The sequence below is a fragment of the Sphingopyxis indica genome (genome assembly GCF_900188185.1).
In the GTDB taxonomy this organism is placed as follows: domain Bacteria; phylum Pseudomonadota; class Alphaproteobacteria; order Sphingomonadales; family Sphingomonadaceae; genus Sphingopyxis; species Sphingopyxis indica.
Map to the genome: position 1 here is coordinate 104903 of NZ_FZPA01000012.1, position 21867 is coordinate 126769.

A 21867-nucleotide genomic window follows, 5' to 3' on the forward strand; every position below is an offset into this window, starting at 1 on the left:
CTTCGCCTCGCGACGATGCTCGCACTGTTCGCCTTTGTGGTGCTGATAACGCAGTTTCTGGTCGGCCGGTTCGTCGAGCGCAGCGGCAAGCGGCGCGCCGTCAACAAACGACTTCGACTGATCGAATCGGGCGTTGACCGCGACATGGTCGTCGCGATGCTGCGCAAGGAGGTGCCGCGCGGGCTGGCAAGCGCGCCGCCCTGGCTATCAAGGTGGATGAAATCTTTCCGCCGCACGCTCAATGCCGCCAATATCAGGGCATCCGAACTGCAGGTCGCCGCCTATATGGCGGTTGGTGCCGCCGCCGTGGCCTGCCTGATCATCGTGGGAGCGGCCCTTTCGGGCTTTCAGATCACGCTGGGGGTGGTCCAGCTCGCGTTCGCCATAGCCGTCGTTCTGGCGTTTCTTCTCCCGTGGATGGTCATCGGCAGGCTGGCCGATGCCCGACGACGGCGCATGGAAAGCCAGTTTCCGATCGCATTGGACATTTTCGTCCGGGGTCTGCGTTCAGGCCATCCTATTCCGACCGCGCTTCAACTGCTCACCGAAGAAATGGACGATCCGGTCGGATCGGAATTCGGGATCGTAAGCGACGAAATCGCCTTTGGTCTGGATCTCCGCGAAGCCTTGGCGCGCATGGCGGAGCGCTGGGGGCTGCCCGACATTCACATGTTCGTCGTTTCGGTTTCGGTGCAGATGGAGACCGGCGGAAATCTTGCCGAAATCCTCGAAAACCTCAGCAAAGTCATCCGCGAGCGTGCGAGCATGTTCATGAAGGTGCGGGCGCTCAGTTCCGAAGGACGCATGACCGCGATCATCCTGACTGCCCTGCCGATCCTGGCATTCGCCGGGCTCTTTCTTACCAATCCCGGCTTCTACCTGGAAGTGGCGACCGATCCGATCTTCTTCATCGGCTTTGGCGGTTTGATTCTTCTGTATGTGATCGGCTTCGTCTCGATCCGGCATATGATCGACCTGAAGGTTTGATATGACCGAGATTCTTGCCTCTTCACCCTTTTTGAAAACCGCTTTTCTGGCCTTTCTGTTCATTGGGGTCACCTCATTCTTCTTCGCGGTCATCCGCGTCTTTCAGGACCGGCGCCAAATTCTGGGACGTCTGGAGACAACGCCGGTTTCGGGCGGTGAAAGGGCGGGGCGCGAGGCTTTGCGTTCGGCCGACGCAATCCAGGGAAGCTGGGCGAAGATCGCCGAACGTATCGAAAGAGGCGGCCTCTCTCTCGCCGACTCCGATGCGAAAGGTCTGCGGCGGCGGATGTTGGCGGCCGGTTTTCGCTCGCCAAACGCACCGAAGATTTTCACCCTCGTTCGCATCGTCCTGATCTTCGCGCTGCCCAGCATCATCCTTCTGCCGCAGTTTGTTTCCGGCAAGCAGATTTCGCTTTTGAGCCTCTATCTCCAAGGTGCATTCTTTGCGCTGATGGGACTTGTTGTCCCCAACCTTTTCCTGACGGCAAAGGCCGATCGCCGTCAGCAAGAAATTCTGAATGGATTCCCGGATTGTCTTGACCTGATGCTCGTCTGCGTCGAGGCCGGAATGGGGCTGGAAGCCGCACTCGACCGGGTCGGGCGCGAGATGGCCCTGTCGCACCCGCTCGTTGCCGAGCAGATCTCGCACACGACGCTGGAACTCCGGGCCGGCGCGAGCCGCGAGGAAGCGCTGCGCAACATGGCGGACCGGACCGCGGCCGACGAGATCAGGGCATTTGCGACCCTGTTGATCCAGTCGGACAAGCTTGGCTCGAGCATCGCTGCGACATTGCGCGTCTACGCCGCCGAAATGAGGGAAAAACGGAAGATGCGCGCCGAAGAGAAAGCGCACCGCTTGCCCGTTCTCCTGTCGATACCGTTGGTGGCATGCATGTTACCGGTAATGATCGGCGTTCTGATGCTCCCGGCGGTCATTCGCGTAATCCGCGAAGTGGCGCCCGCTTTGGCAGGAGGCGGCTGACATGGCCTTGCGAAAATCTGCATTCTTCATTGTCTGCGCGGCCACGGCAGCAGGTTGTTCCTTTGGCCCGCGTCTGCATTCGGCGCTCCCGCAGGTGCGCGACGTGCCCGTGCTCGCCAATTTGTCGCCCGATGCATCGCTGACACGGGCGCGGGCATATCTGGCCGCGCGGCAATTCGGTTTGGCGATCGAATTGTTCAAGTCGGCAAGTCGCGACCCGGATTTGAAGCCCGAAAGCCTTAACGGCCTTGCGATCGCATATGATGGAATCGGTCGCCGCGACCTTGCCGAGCGCTATTTCGAAGAGGCGCTGGCGGCTCGGCCGGGGGATATGCGCACGCGCCGGAATCTGGCCAGACTCTATGAGCGTATCGGCCGTTCGTCGAAGCGACAGAGATTGATGGCCGAGGTCGAGGAAGCGGCTCCGGCGAACCGGCCCCAGGCCGCCGATCCGGACGACGGGCGGGGGCCGGCATCGACTGCCGCGCCTCGGGCTGCGTCCTTCGAGATCGTCGATACCGAAAGTCCGCTTGGCGGAACTTTGGGCCCTCTGCTCGTACAGGCCGGCTTGCCGTCCTCTGGACCAATGCCGGCGGCCTCGGTCGCGGAGGCGGCCTCGGTCCTTTGCCTGGACAGCGACTCCGGCGCGAAGGCCGCGCCGTCGACCAGAGAGCCTGTCAGGATGTTCCGCCTGAGCATCGGTGAAGTCTATATCAGCCGACAGCCGTTCAATACCATCTGTCGGATCGCCGACCCCGCGGCAGCGGCGCAGCCGATGTCGAATACCGAATATCTGGGACTGGTGGCTGCCTATCTCGACGAATTGAACCGAAACCCGCGGGCCGTCCAGATCGCAGCGCTTTGGCGGTCTGCGTTCAGGGTTGATTGATATGGACGGCGCGGATCTGGCAGCAACGCGTCGTCGGGCGGCGCGTGCGTTTGCGCCATTGCTCATGTTGCTGTCGGCGCCGGTCGGACCGGCCTTCGCCGCGTCTCAGCCCGCGATGACCGGCGATGCCGTGCAAGGCCATATGGATGTCCTCGAGGCTGCGGACGACGCGTTGCACGGCGGGCGTCTGGTCGAAGCCAAAGTGCTGCTCGACGGGCTGGGCGCGAACAATGACGGACGGGTGCTGCTCATGCGGGGCGAACTCCTGCTTTTCACAGGGCGTTCGGAAGATGCTGCCAAGCTCCTCGATCGGCTCCCGATCGAGGAGCGCATGTCCTGCCGAGGGACGATCGCTCTCGCCACGACGCAGTTTCGGTTGGGGAGGATCGAAGCCGGCCGAGACTATTTGGCCGGCCGGGAAGGCGATTGCCGCGACGATTCCTCCTATTGGCGCCTGTTCGGCAGGCTCGAACTGGAGGCAGGCCGCCCAGCGCTGGCGGTGGCCGCGCTACGCCGCGCGCATTCTTTGCGTCCGCACAGCAGCGATGTCGCCAATGACCTGGCGGTTGCCTTGCTGGCAAATGACGCTCCGGCGGAAGCGGCGGCGATATTTTCGACCATCGCGCCGCTACATCCCGACGACGCAGGAATCGCCCTGAATCTGGATTTCGCCAACGGCATGCTCGGACGCTTGCCCCGGCGCACCGAAGGCGACGACGATATGCAGTGGAGCCGGCGTCTGCAGTCGGCGGGGGCCGGCGCTCGCCGAGCCGGCCACGTCCAGCTGGCCGAAGCCCTCTATGCGCAGGCGCTTCTCGAACGTCCGCGCCACGACGAGCGGCTCTGGCGGCAATATGACGAAGCGGCGGGGCATCATGACTGATTTGCTCGCTTTCCAAGTCGCCTTTGTCGCCATCCTGCTGCTCGCGACCGCGAGTGACATTCATAGCCTGCGGATTCCGAATCTGCTTCCGGCGCTGATGATATTGCTTTTCCTCGCGGCCTGGGTTTGGGGTTTTCCGTTTCGCGACCCGATCTGGTCACATCTGGCCCATTTTGCGCTCGCGCTCGCGGCCGGCATGGCTCTTTTCCATTTCAGATGGTTCGGCGGCGGCGACGCCAAACTTTATGCGGCGGTGGCCCTGTGGTTCGGCCTGGGCGATGCCGTTTTGCTGCTCTTGCTTACGGCGCTCACGGGCGCGCTTGTCGTCGTGGTGCGAATGCTCTTTCACATCTTTCGTGCGCTCGCTTTCGACTCGGGGCCACCGGAGCATCGCCGCCGCTTGTTCGAACGCAAAATTCCTTATGGCATCGCCATAGCTGCCGGGGGAATCGTGACGCTCCTCCAGACCTACCCCTGGTCGCCATCCTGAATTCAATAACCCAAAATTAAGGCCCCCATGCCATTTTCCGGGCAAAGGAGCCCGGCTTGGCGTTGCTCGCTCATATCCTGACGCCCGAGAAGAGCGAAGAAAGACGGCGAAATGCGCGTCGCCTTGTGGCGCTGGACGGCACGGCGCGGCGCTCGCTCGATCGTTATTCCGCGGTGCGGATTTATAATCTTTCGCGCACCGGGCTTTTGATCGAGTCCGAAGCCTCGTTTGAAATCGGCGAGATATTCTGGCTCGAGCTTCCGGAGATCGGACCCACTCCCGCTCGTGCCAGGCGAAGCCAGGGCCGCATGTTCGGCTGTGAGTTTCTGTCGCCAGTAACGCAGGGGGCCCTGAGCGCCGCACTCCTCAAATCTTCGTTCGGGATCGACCAGCGCCAACAGGCCGAACGGGACACCGCAAGCCTCTCCGAAGATTTTCGCGCAGCAGGACCGCAGGGGAGCAGCTTGGCCGCGACCTATGCCATTACAATCCTGTTTTCCCTGTTCCTGGCGGCATTCGCTTTCATGTTGGCATTTTTGCCGTTCAGCTGATGACGTCCATAGGACTTCCGGCAGACCTGCCAAGGGACCGCCTCGCGCAGCTTTTGCGTTCAAATCGACGAGCGATCGCATACGCCGCTCGATCCGCGACCCGGGCGAAGAGGCCGGCGCATTCAGAAAGGAAAATGCGACCGTGCGAGCCCCCGGGAAGACCGGCTGTGCGCTCCGTCGCTGGTCTCGGCGCTAGAATGCAAGGATATGATGGCCGGGCCGTCTTCGCGTTGCAACCGGTGACCCCTGTTAATTCCTGGCCCGAATGATCGGTAATCGACGACCCTTATGCCCCTTGCAGCCTATCTCGAATCCGCGGCCCCCGCCAAACGCCGGCGCCATCCGAGGCGCACGTTGCGCCTGTCTTCGACGGGCGGAAAACCCGACGGCGACGCCATTCCGTTGACCATCCTCAACATATCCTCGGCGGGGATGCTGATCGCAGGAGAGGTCGAGTTCGCCAAAGGCGAAACCATCGACATCGACCTCCCGCAAGCGGGACGCGTTCGTGCGAAAATTGTGTGGTCGAGCGCAGGCCAGATGGGCTGCATCTTTGCCGCACCGATCTCGCAAGCGACGCTGAGCGCGGTCGAACTGCGTAGCGACGCGGGTGACATGCCCGAAAATCTGCTCCCGACGGCGCTGGCCACAGAGCGCTTCAGCGCAAGATTGAAGCGCCTGCGGAATCGAAAGGGTCTGACACAGGCCGATCTGGCGGAGGCTCTCGGTGTCAGCGAGCCTGCTGTCTGTGCTTGGGAACTCGGCAGATCGCGCCCTCGAATGGGCCGGATGGAAACCTTGAGCCGGCTCCTTGACGTGTCGATTGCTGACCTTGTGGGGAGCGACGCAAGGGCCGACGTACCGGACATTCTGGCGGAGGCGAAGCAGCATATTGCCAGGATTGTCGGCACGACGGCCGACAAGATTCACATCATGATCGAGATATAATCGCTCGGCCTGTCTTGCGTTCACGACCCGGCCTCGTGCATTTCGGGGCAGCGCCTGCCCCGAAAAAAGCCCCCAACGGGCTGCCATTGCGGACAATCAAAGACGATCGCCGGCAATCAGTGACTGCCTAATAAGCAGCAGAAAACCGGGGTCTTTTGGATCATCAGCAGTCGTCTGCCGACAGGATACTGGAGGCCCGAGCCGGAATCGAACCGGCGTATACGGATTTGCAGTCCGCTGCGTCACCACTCCGCCATCGGGCCTCTATCCCGCGTCCCGGCGCGCGGCCGGGGGAAGTGCGAGGCGCCGCTAGTGATGGGCTTTGCCGTGCTTGTCAAGGATTCGCCGCGCCGCGCCCAACGCCCCCGCCCATGCGATGCGGGGTTGGCGGGGCCGGGCTGCGCGGCTATGCGCGGCACCAGCGCGCGGGCAGGGCTGTATTACTATTGCAATACAGCATGGCTTCGGCTAGAAGCCCTCTCGCGAGATCGAAACTTGCAGGAACCGGATTGCGACCCATGGCAACCAGATACAGCGAAATCAGTGCGGCAGACATGCGCGCGGCGATGGTCGACAGCCAGCTGCGCACCAATGATGTGATCGACCCCGCGGTCGTCGCGGCGATGGGCGCCGCGCCGCGCGAAGCGCACGTGCCCGCGGCGCTCGCGAGCGTCGCCTATATGGACCGCGCGATCGACCTCGGCGGCGGGCGCTTCCTCAACCCGCCGCTCGTCGCGGGGCGCATGCTCGTCGCGGCGGCGATCCGGCCCGGCACGCGCGTGCTGCTGATCGGCAGCGCGACGGGCTATATGGCGGCGCTGCTCGCACGGCTCGGCGCCGAGGTGCATGCGGTCGAGGAAAATGCCGATCTGATGGCAGCGGCGCAGCAGGCGACGGCGAGCGATTCGATCCACTGGGTCGCGGGGCCGCTGGCCGCAGGCGATCCGGCCGATGCCCCCTTCGACCGCATCGTCATCGACGGCGCGATCGAGGTGCTTCCGCAAGCGATCGCCGCCCAGCTTGCCGAGGGCGGCCGCCTGGTCGCCGCGCGCCGCGACGGATCGGTGACGCGGCTCGTTCAGGGGGTAAAGACCGGCGGCGCGATCGCGCTGCGCAGCTTTGCCGACATGGACGTCGCGCCGCTTCCCGGCTTCGCCGCGCCGACGGGGTTTCGCTTCTGAAATCCCCTCTCCCCTTTTCCGACTTTCAGGCTGAACGCGACCATGCAGACCCGTGACAAGACCAAGACGCTTCGCCGTGGCCAATGGCTTGCCGGACTCGCGCTCGGCGCGCTGACGCTGGCGCCGCCGGCCGCCGCCGAAACGCTGCAGGGCGCGCTCGCCAAGGCCTATGAGAACAACCCGACGCTGGCAGCGGCGCGCGCGGGCCAGCGCGCGAACGACGAGAATGTGCCGATCCAGAAGGCGTCGGGACTTCCTTCGGTAGGGGCGCAGGCCGACTATCAGGAAAATCTCGTCGTTCCGGGCAACAGCTTCACCTCGCCGATGCGCTATGCTTCGGTCGGCGGGCAGGTGGCGGTGCCGATCTATCAGGGCGGTGCGGTGCGCAACGGGGTGAAGGCGGCGAAGTTCCGCGTCGAGGCGGGACAGGCCGACCTGCGCGCGACCGAGGCGAGCATCTTCGCACAGGTCGTCGGCGCCTATATGGACGTGCTGCGCGACCAGGCGATCGTCCAGCTCAACCGCAAGAATGTCTCGGTCCTGACGACCAACCTGCAGGCGACGAGCGACCGCTTCGAAATCGGCGACCTGACCCGCACCGACGTCGCGCAGTCGCAGGCGCGGCTCGCGCTCGCCGAGGGCGACCTGCGCACCGCCGAGGCGCAGCTGATCGCCAGCCGCGAACTCTATGCCCGCCTCGTCGGCGAAGCCCCGGTCGACCTGCAGCCGCCGCCGCAGTTGCCGAACCTGCCGGCGAGCGCCGACGAAGCCGTCGCCATCGCGCTCAACGACAATCCCGACATCGAGGCCGCCGACCAGCTGCTCAATGCCTCGCGCGCCGACATCGGCGTCGCACGCGCGTCGCGTATGCCAAAGCTGTCGGGCACTGTTTCGGGCAGCTACAATAATTTCCTGAACTCGATCTCCAGTCAGGTCGTCGATGCGCAGAACACCACGACGAGCGCCGCCGCGGGCGTGACGCTGACCCTGCCGATCTTTCAGGGCGGGCGCCCCTCGGCGCAGGTGCGCCAGGCCCAGGCGCGCACCAGCCAGGCGATCGAAACCTATGTCGCGACCGAGCGGCAGGTGATCGCGCAGACGCGCGGCGCCTATGCCGCGTGGAAGGCGAACCAGCAGATCATCTCCGCGACCGAGCAGGCGGTCGGCGCCAACGCGCTGTCGCTCGAGGGTGTGCGCGCCGAAAACAGCGTCGGCACGCGCTCGATCCTCGACATATTGAACGCCGAGCAGGAATATCTGAACGCGCAGGTCCAGCTCGTCTCGGCAAAGCGCAACAGCTATGTCGCCGCCTTTTCGGTGCTCGCCGCGATGGGCAAGGCCGAGGCGCGCGACCTCGGGATCGAGGGTGGAGCGCTCTATGACCCCGAAGCCAATTACGAGCGCGTGAAGGGGCAGATCTGGGATTGGGCCGACGATCCGGCCCCGCAGCAGCAGACGACCTCGACGCGCAATGTCCCCGCCGCCGACGCCAGCGTCCCCGCCGGCGACAACCCGCTGATCGGCCCGATCGACCGCGAGAACGGACAATAGGGCTTGGCAAGCCCTGCCCTGCCCCGGTAAGACGTGGTTAATCGCCCGATTTTGGGCGGGTTCGAAGGGGGCTGTTATGGGCGACATGTCGCGAGAGCCGTCGATGGAAGATATTTTGTCGTCGATCCGGCGCGTGATCGCGCGCGATGACGCACCCGGCGCCGCGCGCGACGATCGCGCCGCCGACGATGTCCTCGACCTGCAGGACGAGCAGCCCGCCGGATCGCCGGACGATTCGCAGCCCGAGGCGGACGAACTCGTCTCGGCCGCAAGCGCCGATGCCGCGCGTCAGTCGCTCGAGGCGCTGACCGCCGCGATCGCGCCGCCGCCCGCCGCGAGCGCACCAGCCCCGGCGGTTCCTGGTAGCCGCACGATCGAGGATGTCGTCGTCGACGCGCTGCGTCCGATGCTGAAGGAGTGGCTCGACGCCCACCTGCCCGCGATGGTCGAAACGATGGTCGCGAAGGAAATCGGGCGGATCACGGGCCGGCAGTCCTAGCCTCCAACCGAAAACCCGAAAACATCGAAGCAGCGCGCGCCATTTCCGCGCCTATCGACATGTGCGGCGTTCTGATTGAGTATGGACCGCGGGGGTGCAGCGGGACTATCGAAGGGCGATGACCGAGACCATCGCCGCTCACCCGATCGACCCCTTCGCGGCCGACGCGCTCAACGCCGGCGAGGGGCTCGATCCCGTCGACCCCGCCTATTCGCATGTGCTGCGCATCGCGACCTTGCTCAAGGCGCTGCCGGTCGCGATCGCCGCCACCCTTGTCGACATGCTCGCGATCCGGCCGGAGGGCGGTCCCTATGGCCTGCTCACCGTCGCGGCGTGGCTGCTCGGCACGATCATCGTCGTCACCTTCCCCTCGCGCCGCGCGCAGCGCTGGGGGTTCAAGATTGGCGACGGGCAGCTGCGCGTCGCGCGCGGCTGGCTGTTCCGCGTCGACACGATCGTCCCCTTCGTGCGCGTCCAGCATATCGACGTCGGGCAGGGGCCGATCGAGCGCTGGTTCGGCCTGTCGCACCTCGTCGTCCACACCTCGGGCACGCACAACAGCACGGTGACCTTGCCGGGGCTCCATTCGGACCTTGCCGCGGCGATGCGCGAGACGATCCGCCGGCACATCCAGACCGACTTCGCATGAACGAAGCCGCCGCCGCCCTGCCCGCCGACGACGCGGTCGCCGAGACCGACTGGCAGCGGCTGCACCCCGCGACGCTGCTGCTCGCGATCGTCAAGCTCGGCCCGCGCTCGGTCAATTTCCTGCCCGCGCTCGCGGCGATCGGCATCGCAGGCAAATGGATCTATGTCATCCCCGCGCTTGGCCTGTTCCTGCTCCTCTCGCTGGTCTTCGCCTGGCTCGCGTGGCTGCGGTTCCGCTTTGCCGTCGGCGCCGACGAGATCGTGATCGAAAGCGGCGTCCTCGCGCGCCAGCACCGCACCATCCCCTTCGACCGCATCCAGGACGTGAGCATCGAACAGGGGCTGGTCGCGCGCGCGCTCGGCATCGCCACGGTCGGGTTCGAGACGGGTGCGGGCGGCGGCAAGAAGGACGACGCGCGGCTCGACGCGATCGGGCTCGGCGCGGCGCAGGCGCTGCGCGCGACGATCCGCGCGCACCGCGGGACGGCGGTTCCGGTGGTCGCGACCGGCGCCGGCGGCGGGGCCGAAGCGGCCGCGCCGGCGACCGAGGACCGGCTGCTCTTCGCGATGTCGCCGAAGCGGCTGCTGGTCGCCGGGCTGTTCAACTTCTCGCTCGCCGCGCTCGCGGTGGTCGGCGCGGCGATGCAATTGTTCGACAATGTGCTGCCGTTCGACTTCAACATCTTCAATCCGCTCGACTGGATCGACATCGCCGAGCAATATGGGCTCGACCAATGGGTCGTCGCGCACCGCTGGGTCGCGGGGGTCGGCGCGGCGATCTCGCTGCTCTTCATCGGCTTTGCGAGCGGCATCGCGATGACCTTCCTCGCCAATTGGGATTTCCGCCTGACGCGCGAGCCGCGCGCGCTGCGCCGCACGCGCGGCCTGACGACGCGCACCGACGTCGCCTTGCCGGTGCGCCGCGTGCAGGCTGCGATCATCGTCACCGGCTGGCTGCGGCGCCGCTTCGGCTGGCACGAGCTGCGTCTGCAAAGCCTCGCGAGCGACGGCGAGAAGGAGAAGGACCATCAGGTCGTCCCCTTCGGCCGGCTCGATGAAATCGACGCCGTGCTTGCCGAGATCGGTATCGCTAGGCCGGGTGCGGACCGGCCCTGGGCGCACAGCCACCGCATCGTCGCGCTGGGGGGCTTCGTGGGCGCGGGGATCGCGGCGCTCGGCGGCGTCATCGCACTCGCGGTCGGACAGCCCACCGGATGGATTCCGCTGGCGATCGCACCGCTGATCGCCGCCGGCGCATGGATCAGCGCGCATTTTCACGGCTGGGCCGAGGTCGGCGAGATGGTCGCGATCCGCAGCGGCTGGATCAAGCCCAAGACGACGCTGCTCCCCTTCGCCTCGGTGCAGAGCGTCGACCTTGCGACCGATTTCATCCTGCGCCCGCTGGGCCTCGCCACGCTGCGGTTCGGCGTGCCGGGCGGCAGCGCGCTCGGCAGCCACGAGATTCCGGCGATCCCGCTCGACATCGCGAAGGCGCTGCGCGCGCGCATCCTCGGCGAAAGGGGCGTAGCATGAGCAGCACCGCGCTCGGCATCGACCGCTCGATCCTCGGCCAGCCGTGGCACTGGCGCCGCGCGAGCGCCGACATGGGCGGCGACAGCCTCGTCCCCGACGATCTCGTCACCCAATTGCTGCTCGCTCGCGGAGTGGCGCGCGAGGATGTCGATCGCCAGCGCGTGCCGACCCTGCGCGGTTTCATGCCCGACCCGTCGATTTTCCGGGACATGGACGCCGCCGCCGCGCGCCTCGCCAACGCGGTCGAAGCAAAGGAAGCAATCACCATCTTCGGCGACTATGACGTCGACGGCGCGACCTCGGCGGCGCTGCTCGTCCGGCTGCTGCGCGCGCTCGACGTGCCCGTCGGCGCCTATATCCCCGACCGTCTGATGGAGGGCTATGGCCCTTCGGGCGCCGCGTTGGTCAGGATCGGCGAGGCGGGGTCGCGGCTCGTCGTCACGGTCGATTGCGGCGCACAGGCGTTCGACGCGATCGCCGAGGCAAAGGCGGCGGGGGTCGAGGTGATCGTCGTCGATCATCACCAATGCGCGACCACCCTTCCGCAAGCCTTCGCCGTGGTGAACCCCAACCGGCTCGACGAAGCGCCCGACGCCGCGATCCACGGCAATCTCGCCGCGGTCGGGGTCGCCTTCTTGCTCGGCGCGGCGCTGCTCCGCACCTTGCGCGCGCGCGGCTTTTTCGCATCGCGCGCCGAACCGGCGCTGATCGAGCTGCTCGACCTCGTCGCGCTCGGCACCGTCGCCGACGTCGCGCGGCTCACCGGCTTCAACCGCGCGCTCGTCACGCAGGGGCTGAAGGTGATGGCACGGCGCGGCAATATCGGTCTGTCGGCGCTGATGGACGCCGCGCGGCTGACCAAGCCGCCGGGCGCGAGCGACATGGGCTTCGCGCTCGGCCCGCGGATCAACGCCGGCGGGCGCGTCGGCAAGTCCGACCTCGGCGTGCGGCTGCTGACGACGAGCGACCCGCAGGAGGCCGCCGACATCGCCGCCGAGCTCAACCGGCTGAACGAGGAACGCCGCGCGATCGAAGCCGCGGTGCTCGAAGCGGCGATCGAGGCGAGCACCGCGTGCGCCAATGCGCCGGTCGCGATCGTCGCCGCGCCGGGCTGGCATCCCGGGGTGATCGGCATCGTCGCGGGGCGGCTCAAGGAAAAGCTCCACCGCCCGGCAATCGTCATTGCACTCGACGAAGACGGCGTCGGCAAGGGATCGGGGCGCTCGATCGGCGGCGTCGACCTCGGCGCCGCGATCCTCGCCGCGAAGGAGACGGGGCTGCTCGTCGCGGGCGGCGGCCATGCGATGGCGGCAGGGCTGACCGTCGCCGCCGACCGGATCGACGCGCTCGGCGCCTTTCTGAACGATCGCCTCGCCGCCGACGTCGAGCGCGCGAGCGGCGGCAAGTCGCTGCTGATCGACGCGGTGCTCGCGCCCAGGGGGATCAATCCGCTGTGGTGCGAAGCGATCGAGAGCGCTGGCCCTTACGGCGCCGGCTGGCCCGCGCCGCGCGTCGCGACGGGGCCGGTGCGGATCGTCGAATCGGGGATCGTCGGCACCGATCATGTCCGCCTGATCGTCGCGGGCGACGACGGCGCACGCTTCAAGGCGATCGCCTTCCGCAGCGCCGGGAGCGACCTTGGCCAGACGCTGCTCCACGCACGCGGCGGACGGCGGCTGTGGCTTGCAGGGCGCGCGAAACGCGACGATTGGGGCAGCCGCCCCGCGGCCGAACTCCACCTCGAGGATGCCGCCTGGGCCGACTGATCCGCGGCCGCGCAATATTTTTGCGCAGAGGCCGCCTTCATGCGCTTGACCCCGCGCGAATGGCCGTCTAAGGCGCCGCTTCACCGATTGACGGCCCCTTCGTCTAGCGGTCTAGGACGCGGCCCTTTCACGGCTGAAACACGGGTTCGAGTCCCGTAGGGGTCACCATCGCAATCGGCCGAACGGCCCCTTCGTCTAGCGGTCCAGGACGCGGCCCTCTCACGGCTGAAACACGGGTTCGAGTCCCGTAGGGGTCACCATCCCGCCAGACGCGGCGGGCGCACACTACCCAATTCTTCTCGACAGCAGAGCCGCGGCGAAGCGCTGCTCAGCGCGCGCCTCGACCCGCCGCCCGCAGCAAAGGCGCTGCGGGCTCGGCGTTCCGTGAACGAAGGGCCAAGCCCGGTTACGGCCTCATCGGGTTTCAACCAGCCGCATCGCGGCGCCGCCGCCGGGCGCCAGCCACAGCTTGTATGTATCGCCCTTTTTGACGCGGATGGTTTCATAGGCGATCCGGTGCCGCGCGTCGGTCAGATAGGTCGCGCCCTCACCATCCTTGTAGATCGTCGCGGTATAGGTCTTGCCGGGATCGAGGCAGTCGAAGGTCAGCGTCAGCGTCCGGTCGGTCGCGTCGTTGACGCCGCCGACATACCAGTCCGTGCTGTTCCGGTCCTTGCGCGCGAAGATCGCATAGTCGCCGACCTCGCCCGCGATCAGATGGCTTTCGGACCAGTCGGCCGGCACCTTGGTTATGAAATCGAGCTCGCGCGGGTGCGCCTCGAGATTCTCGATGAAATCGGCCGCCATCTGGATCGGCGAATAGATGGCGAGATAGAGGCCGAGCTGCTTGGCCAGCGTCGAGGCCAGCGGCACGTCCTCGGCGCCCTTCAGGCTGAGCACACCGGGGGTATAGTCCATCGGCCCCGACAGCATCCGCGTATAGACGAGCGTGGGTTCATGATCGGGGCCGTTCGCGAAGGCGCCCCACGCATTATATTCCATTCCGCGGGCGCCCTCGCGCGCGACCCAGTTGGGGTAAGTGCGGCGCAGCCCGGTGTCCTTGACCGGCTCGTGCGCGTCGACCGCGATATGATATTTCGCCGCGGTCTCGACGACCTTCTGATGATGCTCGACCTGCCTTTGGCCGTCGTGCCATTCCATCGCGGTCGTCCCCGGCGTCGCGCCCGGCGCGATGATCCCGCCGGCGTCGGCCACATAGCCGGTTTTCACCGCCTTGACGCCAAGCTGGCCATAAAGCTTCATCGCATCGACCAACTGCGCTTCATAATTGGCGATATTGCCGCCGGTTTCGTGGTGGCCGATCAGCGTCACGCCCTTTTTGCGCGCATAGTCGGTGATCGCCTTCAGGTCGAAATCGGGGGTCGCCTCGGTAAAGCTGAATTCGTCGCCATGGCCGAACCAGTTGCCGTTCCAGCCCTTGTTCCAGCCCTCGACGAGCACGCCGCCGAACCCGTGCTTCGCGGCGAAGTCGATATATTGCCTGGTGCGCTCGGTCGTCGCGCCATGGTTCGGCCCCTCGGCCCAGCTCCACGGTCCGCGGATCATGCCCCACCAGATGCCGATATATTTCATCGGCTTGAACCAGCTGACGTCGCCGAGCTTGTTCGGCTCGTTGAGGTTGAGCTCGAGGTCGTTCTCGACCAGCCCCGCCGCATCGTCGGCGATGCGCATCGTGCGCCACGGCGTCGCGAAGGGCAGGTCGCGCACGACGCGCGCACCGCGCGAAGAGGGGGCGAGCGTTGCGCGGAACTTCTGCCCCTCGACGCGCTTGAACCACATGCCGGCATAGTCGACGAGCGCCGCCTCGTGGAACGCAAGGTGGGTGCCGTCCTCCAGCCGCATCGTGATCGGCGTGTGCGCGGTCGATACCGCGTCGATCGGCGTCTTTTGATAAAATTGCTCGTAGCGGTTCCACTCGCCACCGGTGATCCACCAGGCGGTGCCCTTCGGCGCGATGTCGAATTCGGTGATCTCGTCGGCGATCTTCGCCGTCTTCAGCCCCGCCTGCTCGGGCAGTTCATAGCGAAAGCCGATGCCATTATCGAACAGGCGGAAGCGCAGGTTCATCGCATGGCCGCCCCAGCTTTCATTCTGGCGGAAGCGGATGAGGAGTTCGTTGTAATGGTCGCGGACATAGCGGCGTTCGCCCCACGGCTGTTCCCATATGTCGTCGCCGCTCGACCGTTCGCTGCCCTCGATCGCGAAACCGCGCTGAAGCGCGATGCCGTCGGTGAGCAGAAAGCCGAGCTTCGACGGCGCGATGAGCAGCTTGCCCTTGCGCGACAGCGACCAGGTCGGCCGCGCATCATTGTCGACCCCGATGGAGAGCGTGAGGCTGCCGTCGGGCGAGGTCGCAGTCAGCGGCGCCGGCGTTTCCTGCGCGGCGACGGGAGCGGCGATCGCGCCGAGCAGCGCGAGGGGGGCATAGCGGAACATCGAAATCATCCTTCCATCTGGAGCCAGAGCGCGCCGCACGGCGGCAGCATGGCGGTATCGGCGCCGTTGAGCGCGACGAGCGGCGTGCCGCCGGCGGCAAGCGCCTCCACCGCGATCGGTGCGGTGCCGAGGTTGAACAGGCAGCGCACGATTTCGCCTTCGCCGATCCGGTCGAAGGCGAGCAGGTCGCCCTCGGCGACCCAATGGGCATTACGCCCGCGCCGCAGCGCCGGATGCGCGGCGCGAAGGCCGACGAGGCGGCGGGTGAGCGACAGCATCGATTCGGGGTCGGCGTGCTGGCGATCGACCGCGAGCGCGCCGTGGTCGGCGCCGAGCGGCAGCCACGGTTCGGCGTCGGAGAAGCCGGCATGAACCCCGTCGGCCACCCACGGCAGCGGCGTGCGCGCGCCGTCGCGCGACAGCGTAAGCGGCCAGTTCTTGAGCGCTTCGGGGTCCTTGACCAGCTCGAGCGGGATATCGACCTGATCGAGCCCCAGCTCCTCGCCATTATAGAGGATGATATTGCCGCGCAGCGCACAGAGCAGCGCCATCTTCATCCGCGCAAAGTCCGCGCGATCCACGCCTTCGGGGGTCCAGCGCGACACCGCGCGCGGCGCGTCGTGATTTTCGAACGCCCAGCTCGGCCAGCCGACGCCGGGCGCATCGGGCCAGCCCTCGGCCGCCTCGCGCACGAGCTGCGGCGTCAGCCGGTCGGCATAGAGGAAGTCGAAGCCATAGGCGCTGTTGAGCCGCCGCTCGCCTTCGGTGAACAGCTTCATCTCGCGCATCGCATTCTCGCCGCCGACTTCGGCGACGGTGAAGCGGCCCTCATATTGGTCGGTGAGCGCGCGAATCCGCTCGAGGAAGAGCGCGATGTCGGGGTGCGACTGATTGTAGATCTTCTGCTGGAAATCGAACGGCCGCGTCCGCACCTTGTTCGACGGCGGCGCGGGCGGATTATCGCGCAGGTCGGGGTCGTGCATCGAGAAGTTGATCGCATCGATGCGAAAGCCGTCGACGCCGCGATCGAGCCAGAAGCGCACCACGTCGAGCAGCGCATCCTGCACGTCGCGATTATGGACGTTGAGCTGCGGCTGCGAGGCGAGGAAATTGTGCATATAATATTGGCCGCGGCGCGCGTCCCACGTCCACGCCGGGCCGCCGAACACCGACTGCCAGTTGGTCGGCGGCGACCCGTCGGGCTTTGCGTCGGCCCAGACATACCAGTCGGCCTTGTCATTGTCGCGGCTCGCCCGGCTCTCCGCGAACCAGGCGTGGCGATCGGAGGTGTGCGCGAAGACGAGGTCGGTCGTGACCTTGAGCCCGAGCGCATGGGCGCACGCGACGAGCGCGTCGAAATCGGCGAGCGAGCCGAAGATCGGATCGACGTCCCGATAGTCGGCGATGTCGTAACCGAAATCGTCCATCGGCGACGGATAGAAGGGCGACAGCCAGATCGCATCGGCGCCGAGGCTTGCGACATGATCGAGCCGCGCGGTGATGCCGGCGAGATCGCCGATGCCGTCGCCGTTCGAATCGGCGAAGCTGCGCGGATAGATCTGATAGATGACCGCGCCCTTCCACCACGGCTCGGCGGCCGCGGACGCGCGGGGGGCAGCATCGGCGAGGATCGGCTTCGTCGTCACACTATCGTTCCATTTTATCGACGGCTCGGCAGATCAGGGTGCCGAAGGCGGGGAGGTTGATGGTCAGGCTGCCCGGGGCATCGGGCGCCGCCGGGCAATCGCCGTAGAGCGGCGTAAAGGCGGCGCTGCGCATGTCGATGGCGATGCGCGCGGTGAGCGGCGTTGCAGACGTATTATAGGCGAGCACGACCTCGCGCCCGGTCGCGGGATCGAAGCGCGACACGGCGAGTAGCCCCGGCTTGTCCGAAAAGGCGCGCAGCGCGGTGCTGCCGTGGAGCAGCGCGGGGGCCCTGCGCCGGATCGCCGCGAGCGCCGCGATCTCGCGGTAGAGCGGCTGCGCGGGGTCGAAATTGGCCGCGGCGGTCGTTGCGTCCGTGCCGATCAGGTCATTGTCGTTATAGTCGGCTACGCGCGAGGCGAACATATCCTCGCGCGCGAGCTGATCGCCGTCGTCGGAGACGAATCCCTGCTCGTCGCCATAATAGATCGTCGGCACCCCGCGCAGCGTCAGCAGCATCGCGTGGCCGAGCATCACGCGTTTGAGCAGCTCCGCCTCGCTCGCGTCCGGATTGGCCTTGCGCACGAACATCGCGAAGCGGCCCATGTCGTGATTGCCGCCGAAGGTCGGCAGCTGCAGCGCGGCGGGAGCGCCGCCGCGATAGAGGACGTCGCCGTCGAACAGCCGCGCGAAGACGTCGGTGCCCTTCGTCCCGCCCACGGCGTCGATCAGCGCATGTGCGAAGCTGAAATCGAGCACCGCCGGCAGCCCGTCGCGCCGCGTATAGGCGGCGAGCGCGCCGGGATCGACGCCGCCGAGCGCGACTTCGCCGAAGATGTGGAAATTGGGGATGCCGCGCGCCTTGGCGCGGGCGAGCATCGCGGGGACGAACGCCTGCCAGAATTCGGGATTCACGTGCCGCGCGGTGTCGATGCGGAAGCCGTCGATGCCGAAATCGTCGATCCACTTGCCATAGATGTCGATGAAGCCCTGCACGACGCGCGGATTTTCGGTCGCAAGGTCGTCGAGCCCCGAAAAATCGCCATAGAGCGAGGATTCGCCGACCCAGTCGCTGTTGCCGCGGTTGTGATAATAGATCGGATCGTTGAGCCACGCGGGCCGCTTCACCCGCTCCTCGCCCTGCGGCACGACGGGGGTGTAGGCGAAGCGCGGATCGGCCATCTTCGCCCAATTGTCCGCCGACGCGATGCCGTCGCCCGCGAAGCCGGGGTTGATCGGCGCGCCATCGACCCCGCCGCGGCGCGAAAAGGGATAGTCGGCGAGGCTGCGGTAGCGAAATCCACCCTCCGCGCCTTCCTTGTAGGTGATGACGTCGGCGGTGTGGTTGGCGATGATGTCCATATAGACCTTCATCCCGCGCGCGTGCGCCGCGTCAACGAACGCCTTGAACTCGTCGTTGGTGCCGAAATGCGGATCGACGCGCGTGAAGTCGGTCACCCAATAGCCGTGATAGCCTGCGCTCTCTTGCCCCTTCGGCCCCTGCACCGGCTTGTTCTTGAAGATCGGCGCGAGCCAGATCGCGGTGGCGCCGAGCCCCTGGATATAGTCGAGCCGCCGCGTCAGGCCGGCGAGGTCGCCGCCGTGGAAGAAACCCTTGGCAGCGGGGTCGTAGCCGGTCGCCAGCCGATCGCCGGTCAAGCCGCCGCGATCGTTCGAAGGATCGCCATTTTCGAAGCGGTCGGGAAGGACGAAATAGATGATCTCGTCGCTCGCGGGGCGTTCGCGATAATCCGCGGGCGGTGCGAGCGCGGCCGCGGCGGCCGCCAGCGCGGCGAGCGATGCAAAGAGGCTCATGCGCTTCCTCCTGCGGCGCAATGCTGCGCGATGAAATCGGCGTGCGACGGCAGCCGCGATGCGGTGTTCGCGACGATTTTTCCGATGTCGGAGAAGAAGCCCGCCAGCTCGTCATGAGTCAGCGCGTCGGCCAGCGGATGATAGCTCTGCGGCGCGATATTCTGGCCCGTCAGCACCTGGAACCACGCGATTTCGATGAACAGTTCGTCTTCCTCGCGGAAGATGCGGCCGTGGCTTCGAAACAGCTCGACCTTCCGTGCCAGCGTGTCGGGGATCGCCATCTCGCGGCACCGCACCCAGAAGGGCGAGTCGGTGCGCTGATTGGCGCAATAATGGAGGATGATGAAGTCGCGGATGCGTTCATAGTCGAAGGCGACGCGCCGGTTGTAGGCGTCGATGTTGACGGCGGCGAAATCGCGGTCGGGGAAGTGCGAGAGCAGCTTGGCGATGCCGTTCTGGATCAGGTGGATGCTCGTCGATTCGAGCGGCTCGAGGAAGCCCGACGCGAGGCCGAGCGCGACGACATTGCCGGTCCACGCCCGCTTGCGCATCCCGGCGCGGAAGCGCAGCGTTCGCGGCTCGGCGAGCGGACGCCCCTCGATATTGGCGAGCAGGGTCGCGGTCGCCTCGTCCTCGCTGATGAATTCGCTGCAAAAGACATGGCCGTTGCCGGTGCGGTGCTGGAGCGGGATGCGCCATTGCCAGCCGCAGCGCTGCGCGATCGCCTGCGTATAGGGGCGCGGCGGGCCGGCATTTTCGCTCGGCACCGCGACCGCGCGATCGCAGGGGAGCCAGTGCGACCAGTCCTCGAATCCGGTTTCGAGCGCCTCCTCGATCAGCAGGCCGCGAAAGCCCGAGCAGTCGATGAAGAGTTCCCCGCCGATTTCCTCGCCACTTTCGAGGATGACCGCCTCGACATGGCCGGTTTCGCCGTTTCGCCGGACGCCCTCTATCCGGCCTTCGGTGCGCCGGGCGCCTGCGCGCTCGGCGATCCGGCGCAGATGCGCGGCATAGAGCGCCGCGTCGAACTGAAAGGCATAGGTGATGCCGTCGAGGCTCGTGTTCGGAATCCGGGGCAGCCGCGCAAAGCGGTTCCGGCGCGCCGCGGTTTCGGTCAGCGAATAGTCGGCGAGCGGCCCCGCGACGCCCTCGCGCCGGCCGCGCAGCCAATATTGCGGAAATTGCAGGATGCCGAGGCTGCGCCCGATCTGGCCGAAAGCGTGCATATAGGCATCGCCGATCCGGCCCCAGTCGCGAAATTCGATCCCCAGCTTGAACGTCCCCTGCGTTTCGCGGATGAATTCATCCTCGTCGAGGTCGATCAGCGCGTTGAACAGGCGGATGGCGGGAATGGTCGCTTCACCGACGCCGACCGTGCCGATCGCATCGCTTTCGACCAGCCGGATCGAAAGATGGCCCATCATGCGCGACAGTGCGGCGGCGGCCATCCAGCCCGCCGTTCCGCCCCCGACGATCACCACCTTCGTGACGCGATTGTCGCCCACCTTAGAGCAACTCTGAGTAAAAGGGCCGTGTGCTCCCGCGAAGGCGGGAGCCCATCTCCGATCGGCGCAATGGGGAACCGGCGAGCGATGGATCCCCGCCTTCGCGGGGATACACGAACCATTTAACGCTCCAGTCGGAACCGATCATGTTCTGCCCATTTCCTCCCGTCCGGCGCGGCCAAAGCGGGCCGGAAACAAGCGGGCCGGTCGTACCGGCCGGCCCGCCCTTGCCGTCAGAACTTGTAGGTGATGCCGGCCATGAAGTTGCGACCATAATTCTGATAGTCGCGGATCTGGCGCGGATCGTCATTATAATAGGTGACGAAAGGCTCGTTGGTGAGATTCGACCCCTGGAGCAGGATGCCGAGCCCTTCGAGCGGGCCGCTCTGGAAGGTGTAGCCGATCTGCGCATCGACCACGAGTTCGCTCTTGGCCATGAACATGTCGCGCGCGAGGCTGAGCCCCGACACTTCGGCGAGGAATTTCGAGCGATAGCGGCCCGACGCCCGCGCCTGAAAACCGTCCTTCTCGAAATAGGCGGTGCCGTTCACGACCCAGCGCGACAGGCCGGGGAGCGAAATCGGGTCGGCATTGCCTTCGCGAACGCGGCTCTTGGTAAAGGACCCGCTGGCCAGAATGCCGAAGCCGTCGAGCGATTGCGAGAAGGTCGCGAAGGGCAGCGAGAGCGAGGCCTCGGCGCCATAGACATGGCCGCCGTTCCCGTTCAGCCATTGCTTGGCGATCCCTTCATAGGTCGCCACCGAACCGCCGTCGGGAACCTCGAAGCCCGTGAAGTCGAATGCGCTGTTCTGGCGATAGATGTAATTTTCGAGATATTTGTAGAAGCCGGCGACCGAGACATAGGCGCCCTGGCCGAAATATTTCTCGAGCGCGATGTCGACCGTGTCGGCCATCAACGGTCGCAGCTTCGCATTTCCGAGGTCGAGCGACCAGGGCGACGCATTGATGTCGGTATTGTTGCGCTTCGAGGCGTCGAAATTGACGCCGCCGCCCGGCTTCAGCTGGTCCATGCGCGCACGCGCCAGCACGCGCGCCGCACCAAAGCGCAGGAAGGTGTTGTCGGCGAACTCGACCGTCAGGTTCAGGCTGGGCAGTATCTCGGTATAGGTCGCGCCGTCGGTGACGGGGGTCGACTGGGTCCGGCCGCCGACGACCTGCGCATAATAGCTCGATCCCGTCTGGTCCGAATGGACGATCTGCATGCCGATATTGCCGCGCACCGGCGCATTGCCCGCAGCGGTGTCGAAATCGGCCTGAACGAAGCCGGTCAGCACCTTTTCGTGGATCATATAGTCGTTGAAGATACGCCCGGGAGTCCAGCCCGCCTCGTCGGTCAGCGTATAATTATCGTCGTTGTAATAGCGCCAGCTGTCGAACGAGACCATGCCGGGGATGCCGATGAAATCGAGCGAAACCGGATCATAGAGCCTGATCCGAAATTAAGTTGAGTGGTGTCAGCGGGTTAGCTTGACGCGCGCCCAAGTCGTTGATTCAGCGGTTTTGCAACGAACCAAAGG

Annotated in this window: 18 protein-coding genes and 3 tRNA genes; 15 read left to right on the forward strand and 6 right to left on the reverse strand. The window is 66.1% G+C overall.

Features of this window, described 5'->3' with window-relative positions; genetic code table 11:
• Nucleotides 1–15: 15 nt before the first annotated feature.
• The 7 genes from CHB69_RS15290 (at nucleotide 16) to CHB69_RS15320 (ending at nucleotide 5730) form a co-directional block, all read left to right on the forward strand.
• A complete protein-coding gene (locus CHB69_RS15290; protein WP_245836857.1) occupies nucleotides 16–987 on the forward strand; it encodes a type II secretion system F family protein in 972 nt (323 codons plus the stop codon).
• A gap of 1 nt (nucleotide 988) precedes the next feature.
• Nucleotides 989–1969 carry a type II secretion system F family protein gene (locus CHB69_RS15295; RefSeq protein ID WP_089216886.1) on the forward strand — a complete coding sequence of 327 codons (981 nt, stop codon included), beginning with the start codon at nucleotides 989–991 and terminating at the stop codon, nucleotides 1967–1969.
• Between the two features lies 1 nt (nucleotide 1970).
• A complete protein-coding gene (locus CHB69_RS15300) occupies nucleotides 1971–2858 on the forward strand; it encodes a tetratricopeptide repeat protein (protein WP_089216887.1) in 888 nt (295 codons plus the stop codon).
• Between the two features lies 1 nt (nucleotide 2859).
• Nucleotides 2860–3741 carry a tetratricopeptide repeat protein gene (locus CHB69_RS15305; RefSeq protein WP_089216888.1) on the forward strand — a complete coding sequence of 294 codons (882 nt, stop codon included), beginning with the start codon at nucleotides 2860–2862 and terminating at the stop codon, nucleotides 3739–3741.
• Nucleotides 3713–4231, forward strand: a complete 519-nt coding sequence (locus tag CHB69_RS15310; RefSeq protein WP_170935589.1) for an A24 family peptidase — start codon at nucleotides 3713–3715, stop codon at nucleotides 4229–4231. Before CHB69_RS15305 ends, CHB69_RS15310 begins: the two co-directional genes overlap by 29 nt.
• A gap of 56 nt (nucleotides 4232–4287) precedes the next feature.
• Nucleotides 4288–4782 carry a PilZ domain-containing protein gene (locus tag CHB69_RS15315; RefSeq protein WP_170935590.1) on the forward strand — a complete coding sequence of 165 codons (495 nt, stop codon included), beginning with the start codon at nucleotides 4288–4290 and terminating at the stop codon, nucleotides 4780–4782.
• A gap of 288 nt (nucleotides 4783–5070) precedes the next feature.
• Entirely contained in the window at nucleotides 5071–5730 is a 660-nt protein-coding gene (locus CHB69_RS15320) for a helix-turn-helix transcriptional regulator (protein ID WP_089216890.1), read from the forward strand.
• A 189-nt stretch (nucleotides 5731–5919) separates the two neighbouring features.
• Here the strand turns inward: CHB69_RS15320 and CHB69_RS15325 are convergent.
• A tRNA-Cys gene (locus CHB69_RS15325) sits at nucleotides 5920–5993 on the reverse strand.
• A 255-nt stretch (nucleotides 5994–6248) separates the two neighbouring features.
• Between CHB69_RS15325 and CHB69_RS15330 the strand changes: the two genes are divergently transcribed.
• The 8 genes from CHB69_RS15330 (at nucleotide 6249) to CHB69_RS15365 (ending at nucleotide 13168) form a co-directional block, all read left to right on the forward strand.
• Nucleotides 6249–6911: a protein-L-isoaspartate O-methyltransferase family protein gene (locus CHB69_RS15330; protein ID WP_089216891.1), complete on the forward strand. Its 663-nt coding sequence runs from the start codon at nucleotides 6249–6251 to the stop codon at nucleotides 6909–6911.
• Nucleotides 6912–6953: 42 nt separating this feature from the next.
• Nucleotides 6954–8462: a TolC family outer membrane protein gene (locus CHB69_RS15335; protein ID WP_089216892.1), complete on the forward strand. Its 1509-nt coding sequence runs from the start codon at nucleotides 6954–6956 to the stop codon at nucleotides 8460–8462.
• A 76-nt stretch (nucleotides 8463–8538) separates the two neighbouring features.
• Nucleotides 8539–8961: a DUF2497 domain-containing protein gene (locus CHB69_RS15340; protein WP_089216893.1), complete on the forward strand. Its 423-nt coding sequence runs from the start codon at nucleotides 8539–8541 to the stop codon at nucleotides 8959–8961.
• Between the two features lie 118 nt (nucleotides 8962–9079).
• Nucleotides 9080–9610 (forward strand): PH domain-containing protein, encoded by a 531-nt coding sequence (locus CHB69_RS15345; protein ID WP_089216894.1) that lies wholly within the window; start codon nucleotides 9080–9082, stop codon nucleotides 9608–9610.
• The gene (locus CHB69_RS15350) at nucleotides 9607–11142 is read left to right on the forward strand and encodes a PH domain-containing protein (protein WP_089216895.1); all 1536 of its coding nucleotides are present in this window, start codon (nucleotides 9607–9609) and stop codon (nucleotides 11140–11142) included. The genes CHB69_RS15345 and CHB69_RS15350 overlap by 4 nt, the downstream gene beginning before the upstream one ends.
• Nucleotides 11139–12908 (forward strand): single-stranded-DNA-specific exonuclease RecJ, encoded by a 1770-nt coding sequence (gene recJ / locus CHB69_RS15355; protein ID WP_089216896.1) that lies wholly within the window; start codon nucleotides 11139–11141, stop codon nucleotides 12906–12908. Before CHB69_RS15350 ends, recJ begins: the two co-directional genes overlap by 4 nt.
• Nucleotides 12909–13000: 92 nt before the next feature.
• Nucleotides 13001–13076, forward strand: a tRNA-Glu gene (locus CHB69_RS15360).
• 16 nt (nucleotides 13077–13092) lie between these two features.
• Nucleotides 13093–13168, forward strand: a tRNA-Glu gene (locus CHB69_RS15365).
• A 154-nt stretch (nucleotides 13169–13322) separates the two neighbouring features.
• Here CHB69_RS15365 and CHB69_RS15370 read toward each other — a convergent pair.
• From CHB69_RS15370 to CHB69_RS15390, 5 genes are all read right to left on the reverse strand, one after another.
• Complete coding sequence (locus CHB69_RS15370) at nucleotides 13323–15365, reverse strand: glycoside hydrolase family 97 protein (protein WP_089216897.1); 2043 nt, start codon at nucleotides 15363–15365, stop codon at nucleotides 13323–13325.
• Between the two features lie 5 nt (nucleotides 15366–15370).
• Nucleotides 15371–17011 (reverse strand): alpha-amylase family glycosyl hydrolase, encoded by a 1641-nt coding sequence (locus CHB69_RS15375; protein WP_089216898.1) that lies wholly within the window; start codon nucleotides 17009–17011, stop codon nucleotides 15371–15373.
• Nucleotide 17012: 1 nt separating this feature from the next.
• Nucleotides 17013–18824 (reverse strand): alpha-amylase family glycosyl hydrolase, encoded by a 1812-nt coding sequence (locus CHB69_RS15380; RefSeq protein ID WP_089216899.1) that lies wholly within the window; start codon nucleotides 18822–18824, stop codon nucleotides 17013–17015.
• Nucleotides 18821–20329, reverse strand: a complete 1509-nt coding sequence (locus CHB69_RS15385; protein WP_089216900.1) for a tryptophan halogenase family protein — start codon at nucleotides 20327–20329, stop codon at nucleotides 18821–18823. Before CHB69_RS15385 ends, CHB69_RS15380 begins: the two co-directional genes overlap by 4 nt.
• Nucleotides 20330–20562: 233 nt before the next feature.
• Nucleotides 20563–21735 (reverse strand): TonB-dependent receptor domain-containing protein, encoded by a 1173-nt coding sequence (locus CHB69_RS15390; protein ID WP_089216901.1) that lies wholly within the window; start codon nucleotides 21733–21735, stop codon nucleotides 20563–20565.
• Nucleotides 21736–21867 lie beyond the last annotated feature (132 nt).

Excerpts from the sequence above, each read along its gene's own strand:
- CHB69_RS15350 (WP_089216895.1), top strand. The coding sequence starts at position 9,607 with ATGAACGAAGCCGCCGCCGCCCTGCCCGCCGACGACGCGGTCGCCGAG.
- CHB69_RS15310 (WP_170935589.1), top strand. The coding sequence starts at position 3,713 with ATGACGAAGCGGCGGGGCATCATGACTGATTTGCTCGCTTTCCAAGTC.
- CHB69_RS15300 (WP_089216887.1), top strand. The coding sequence starts at position 1,971 with ATGGCCTTGCGAAAATCTGCATTCTTCATTGTCTGCGCGGCCACGGCA.
- CHB69_RS15390 (WP_089216901.1), bottom strand. The coding sequence starts at position 21,735 with ATGGTCTCGTTCGACAGCTGGCGCTATTACAACGACGATAATTATACG.
- CHB69_RS15335 (WP_089216892.1), top strand. The coding sequence starts at position 6,954 with ATGCAGACCCGTGACAAGACCAAGACGCTTCGCCGTGGCCAATGGCTT.
- CHB69_RS15290 (WP_245836857.1), top strand. The coding sequence starts at position 16 with ATGCTCGCACTGTTCGCCTTTGTGGTGCTGATAACGCAGTTTCTGGTC.
- CHB69_RS15305 (WP_089216888.1), top strand. The coding sequence starts at position 2,860 with ATGGACGGCGCGGATCTGGCAGCAACGCGTCGTCGGGCGGCGCGTGCG.
- CHB69_RS15380 (WP_089216899.1), bottom strand. The coding sequence starts at position 18,824 with ATGAGCCTCTTTGCATCGCTCGCCGCGCTGGCGGCCGCCGCGGCCGCG.
- CHB69_RS15295 (WP_089216886.1), top strand. The coding sequence starts at position 989 with ATGACCGAGATTCTTGCCTCTTCACCCTTTTTGAAAACCGCTTTTCTG.
- CHB69_RS15330 (WP_089216891.1), top strand. The coding sequence starts at position 6,249 with ATGGCAACCAGATACAGCGAAATCAGTGCGGCAGACATGCGCGCGGCG.
- CHB69_RS15320 (WP_089216890.1), top strand. The coding sequence starts at position 5,071 with ATGCCCCTTGCAGCCTATCTCGAATCCGCGGCCCCCGCCAAACGCCGG.
- recJ (WP_089216896.1), top strand. The coding sequence starts at position 11,139 with ATGAGCAGCACCGCGCTCGGCATCGACCGCTCGATCCTCGGCCAGCCG.
- CHB69_RS15345 (WP_089216894.1), top strand. The coding sequence starts at position 9,080 with ATGACCGAGACCATCGCCGCTCACCCGATCGACCCCTTCGCGGCCGAC.
- CHB69_RS15340 (WP_089216893.1), top strand. The coding sequence starts at position 8,539 with ATGGGCGACATGTCGCGAGAGCCGTCGATGGAAGATATTTTGTCGTCG.
- CHB69_RS15370 (WP_089216897.1), bottom strand. The coding sequence starts at position 15,365 with ATGTTCCGCTATGCCCCCCTCGCGCTGCTCGGCGCGATCGCCGCTCCC.